Origin of the sequence: Streptomyces sp. TRM68416 (genome assembly GCF_014596915.1) — a bacterium.
Classification (GTDB): Bacteria; Actinomycetota; Actinomycetes; order Streptomycetales; family Streptomycetaceae; genus Streptomyces.
Genome location: NZ_JACVWU010000054.1, coordinates 1 through 5,021, shown reverse-complemented (window position 1 = coordinate 5,021; position 5,021 = coordinate 1). Strand labels below are relative to the sequence as shown.

General features: G+C 57.5%; 2 rRNA genes. Both read left to right on the top strand.

Features of this window, described 5'->3' with window-relative positions:
• Positions 1–52 precede the first annotated feature (52 nt).
• Positions 53–1,578, top strand: a 16S ribosomal RNA gene (locus ICC28_RS39765).
• 301 nt (positions 1,579–1,879) lie between these two features.
• Positions 1,880–4,999 (top strand): 23S ribosomal RNA (locus tag ICC28_RS39760).
• The 16S and 23S rRNA genes sit together here, the layout of an rRNA operon.
• Positions 5,000–5,021 lie beyond the last annotated feature (22 nt).

The window sequence follows — 5,021 nt, the reverse complement described above, 5'->3', positions numbered from 1 at the left end:
ATTCCGCCTGGCTGTTCCGCTCTCGTGGTGCGAACCGGATTACCGGTACACATTCACGGAGAGTTTGATCCTGGCTCAGGACGAACGCTGGCGGCGTGCTTAACACATGCAAGTCGAACGATGAACCACTTCGGTGGGGATTAGTGGCGAACGGGTGAGTAACACGTGGGCAATCTGCCCTTCACTCTGGGACAAGCCCTGGAAACGGGGTCTAATACCGGATACGAGCTTCCTCCGCATGGTGGAAGTTGGAAAGCTCCGGCGGTGAAGGATGAGCCCGCGGCCTATCAGCTTGTTGGTGAGGTAATGGCTCACCAAGGCGACGACGGGTAGCCGGCCTGAGAGGGCGACCGGCCACACTGGGACTGAGACACGGCCCAGACTCCTACGGGAGGCAGCAGTGGGGAATATTGCACAATGGGCGAAAGCCTGATGCAGCGACGCCGCGTGAGGGATGACGGCCTTCGGGTTGTAAACCTCTTTCAGCAGGGAAGAAGCGAAAGTGACGGTACCTGCAGAAGAAGCGCCGGCTAACTACGTGCCAGCAGCCGCGGTAATACGTAGGGCGCAAGCGTTGTCCGGAATTATTGGGCGTAAAGAGCTCGTAGGCGGCTTGTCACGTCGATTGTGAAAGCTCGGGGCTTAACCCCGAGTCTGCAGTCGATACGGGCTAGCTAGAGTGTGGTAGGGGAGATCGGAATTCCTGGTGTAGCGGTGAAATGCGCAGATATCAGGAGGAACACCGGTGGCGAAGGCGGATCTCTGGGCCATTACTGACGCTGAGGAGCGAAAGCGTGGGGAGCGAACAGGATTAGATACCCTGGTAGTCCACGCCGTAAACGGTGGGAACTAGGTGTTGGCGACATTCCACGTCGTCGGTGCCGCAGCTAACGCATTAAGTTCCCCGCCTGGGGAGTACGGCCGCAAGGCTAAAACTCAAAGGAATTGACGGGGGCCCGCACAAGCAGCGGAGCATGTGGCTTAATTCGACGCAACGCGAAGAACCTTACCAAGGCTTGACATACACCGGAAACGTCCAGAGATGGGCGCCCCCTTGTGGTCGGTGTACAGGTGGTGCATGGCTGTCGTCAGCTCGTGTCGTGAGATGTTGGGTTAAGTCCCGCAACGAGCGCAACCCTTGTTCTGTGTTGCCAGCATGCCCTTCGGGGTGATGGGGACTCACAGGAGACCGCCGGGGTCAACTCGGAGGAAGGTGGGGACGACGTCAAGTCATCATGCCCCTTATGTCTTGGGCTGCACACGTGCTACAATGGCCGATACAATGAGCTGCGATACCGCAAGGTGGAGCGAATCTCAAAAAGTCGGTCTCAGTTCGGATTGGGGTCTGCAACTCGACCCCATGAAGTTGGAGTTGCTAGTAATCGCAGATCAGCATTGCTGCGGTGAATACGTTCCCGGGCCTTGTACACACCGCCCGTCACGTCACGAAAGTCGGTAACACCCGAAGCCGGTGGCCCAACCCCTTGTGGGAGGGAGCTGTCGAAGGTGGGACTGGCGATTGGGACGAAGTCGTAACAAGGTAGCCGTACCGGAAGGTGCGGCTGGATCACCTCCTTTCTAAGGAGCATCTAGGTCTCGTAAGAGATCCAGAGCCACTACGTCGGCGAATGATCGACGGTGGTTAGCTCATGGGTGGAACGTTGACTACTCGGCCTGGTTCTGGGTCGGAGGCTGCTAGTACTGCTCTTCGGAGTGTGGAACGCATGATCTTCGGACGGGATTGGGTCGGGCACGCTGTTGGGTGTCTGAGGGAATGAACCCCCTCGATGCCGGCCCCAGTGCACTCGGATCTTTGTGGTTCGGGGTGATGGGTGGCTGGTCGTTGTTTGAGAACTGCACAGTGGACGCGAGCATCTGTGGCCAAGTTTTTAAGGGCGCACGGTGGATGCCTTGGCACCAGGAACCGATGAAGGACGTGGGAGGCCACGATAGTCCCCGGGGAGTCGTCAACCAGGCTTTGATCCGGGGGTTTCCGAATGGGGAAACCCGGCAGTCGTCATGGGCTGTCACCCATACCTGAACACATAGGGTATGTGGAGGGAACGCGGGGAAGTGAAACATCTCAGTACCCGCAGGAAGAGAAAACAACCGTGATTCCGGGAGTAGTGGCGAGCGAAACCGGATGAGGCCAAACCGTATGCGTGTGAGACCCGGCAGGGGTTGCGCATGCGGGGTTGTGGGATCTCTCTTCCACGGTCTGCCGGCCGTGGGACGAGTCAGAAACCGTTGATGTAGGCGAAGGACATGCGAAAGGTCCGGCGTAGAGGGTAAGACCCCCGTAGTCGAAACGTCAGCGGCTCGTTTGAGAGACACCCAAGTAGCACGGGGCCCGAGAAATCCCGTGTGAATCTGGCGGGACCACCCGCTAAGCCTAAATATTCCCTGGTGACCGATAGCGGATAGTACCGTGAGGGAATGGTGAAAAGTACCCCGGGAGGGGAGTGAAATAGTACCTGAAACCGTGTGCCTACAAGCCGTGGGAGCGTCGGAATGGAGCTTGCTCCGTTCTCGTGACTGCGTGCCTTTTGAAGAATGAGCCTGCGAGTTTGCGGTGTGTTGCGAGGTTAACCCGTGTGGGGAAGCCGTAGCGAAAGCGAGTCCGAACAGGGCGGTTTAGTAGCGCGCTCAAGACCCGAAGCGGAGTGATCTAGCCATGGGCAGGTTGAAGCGGAGGTAAGACTTCGTGGAGGACCGAACCCACCAGGGTTGAAAACCTGGGGGATGACCTGTGGTTAGGGGTGAAAGGCCAATCAAACTCCGTGATAGCTGGTTCTCCCCGAAATGCATTTAGGTGCAGCGTCGTGTGTTTCTTGCCGGAGGTAGAGCACTGGATAGGCGATGGGCCCTACCGGGTTACTGACCTTAGCCAAACTCCGAATGCCGGTAAGTGAGAGCGCGGCAGTGAGACTGTGGGGGATAAGCTCCATGGTCGAGAGGGAAACAGCCCAGAGCATCGACTAAGGCCCCTAAGCGTACGCTAAGTGGGAAAGGATGTGGAGTCGCACAGACAACCAGGAGGTTGGCTTAGAAGCAGCCACCCTTGAAAGAGTGCGTAATAGCTCACTGGTCTAGTGATTCCGCGCCGACAATGTAGCGGGGCTCAAGCGTACCGCCGAAGTCGTGTCATTCACACAAGAGGGCCAACGCCTGTGTGGATGGGTAGGGGAGCGTCGTGTGCCGGGTGAAGCAGCACCGGAAGGTAGTTGTGGACGGTTCACGAGTGAGAATGCAGGCATGAGTAGCGATACAAACGTGAGAAACGTTTGCGCCGATTGACTAAGGGTTCCTGGGTCAAGCTGATCTGCCCAGGGTAAGTCGGGACCTAAGGCGAGGCCGACAGGCGTAGTCGATGGATAACCGGTTGATATTCCGGTACCCGCTGTGAAGCGTCAAACATCGAATCCAGTGATGCTAAGGCCGTGAAGCCGCCCCGGAGCCTTCGGGTGAAGGGGAGTGGTGGAGCCGCTGACCCGATCTGGTAGTAGGTGAGTGATGGGGTGACGCAGGAAGGTAGTCCATCCCGGGCGGTGGTTGTCCCGGGGTAAGGGTGTAGGACGGTGTGTAGGCAAATCCGCACACCTTGTGTCTGAGACCTGATGCCGAGCCGATTGTGGTGAAGTGGATGATCCTATGCTGTCGAGAAAAGCCTCTAGCGAGTTTCATGGCGGCCCGTACCCTAAACCGACTCAGGTGGTCAGGTAGAGAATACCGAGGCGTTCGGGTGAACTATGGTTAAGGAACTCGGCAAAATGCCCCCGTAACTTCGGGAGAAGGGGGGCCATTTCTGGTGATCGGATTTACTCCGTGAGCTGGGGGTGGCCGCAGAGACCAGCGAGAAGCGACTGTTTACTAAAAACACAGGTCCGTGCGAAGCCGTAAGGCGATGTATACGGACTGACGCCTGCCCGGTGCTGGAACGTTAAGGGGACCGGTTAGCTCCATTTCGGTGGGGCGAAGCTGAGAACTTAAGCGCCAGTAAACGGCGGTGGTAACTATAACCATCCTAAGGTAGCGAAATTCCTTGTCGGGTAAGTTCCGACCTGCACGAATGGCGTAACGACTTCTCGACTGTCTCAACCATAGGCCCGGTGAAATTGCACTACGAGTAAAGATGCTCGTTTCGCGCAGCAGGACGGAAAGACCCCGGGACCTTTACTACAGTTTGATATTGGTGTTCGGTTCGGCTTGTGTAGGATAGCTGGGAGACTGTGAAGCTCGCACGCCAGTGCGGGTGGAGTCGTCGTTGAAATACCAGTCTGGTCGTGCTGGATGTCTAACCTGGGTCCGTGATCCGGATCAGGGACAGTGTCTGATGGGTAGTTTAACTGGGGCGGTTGCCTCCTAAAGGGTAACGGAGGCGCCCAAAGGTTCCCTCAGCCTGGTTGGCAATCAGGTGTTGAGTGTAAGTGCACAAGGGAGCTTGACTGTGAGACCGACGGGTCGAGCAGGGACGAAAGTCGGGACTAGTGATCCGGCGGTGGCTTGTGGAAGCGCCGTCGCTCAACGGATAAAAGGTACCCCGGGGATAACAGGCTGATCTTCCCCAAGAGTCCATATCGACGGGATGGTTTGGCACCTCGATGTCGGCTCGTCGCATCCTGGGGCTGGAGTCGGTCCCAAGGGTTGGGCTGTTCGCCCATTAAAGCGGTACGCGAGCTGGGTTTAGAACGTCGTGAGACAGTTCGGTCCCTATCCGCTGTGCGCGTAGGAGTCTTGAGAAGGGCTGTCCCTAGTACGAGAGGACCGGGACGGACGAACCTCTGGTGTGCCAGTTGTTCTGCCAAGGGCATGGCTGGTTGGCTACGTTCGGGAGGGATAACCGCTGAAAGCATCTAAGCGGGAAGCCTGCTTCGAGATGAGGACTCCCACCCACTTGATGGGGTAAGGCTCCCAGTAGACGACTGGGTTGATAGGCCGGATCTGGAAGCACGGTAACGTGTGGAGGTGACCGGTACTAATAGGCCGAGGGCTTGTCCTCAGTTGCTCGCGTCCACTGTGTT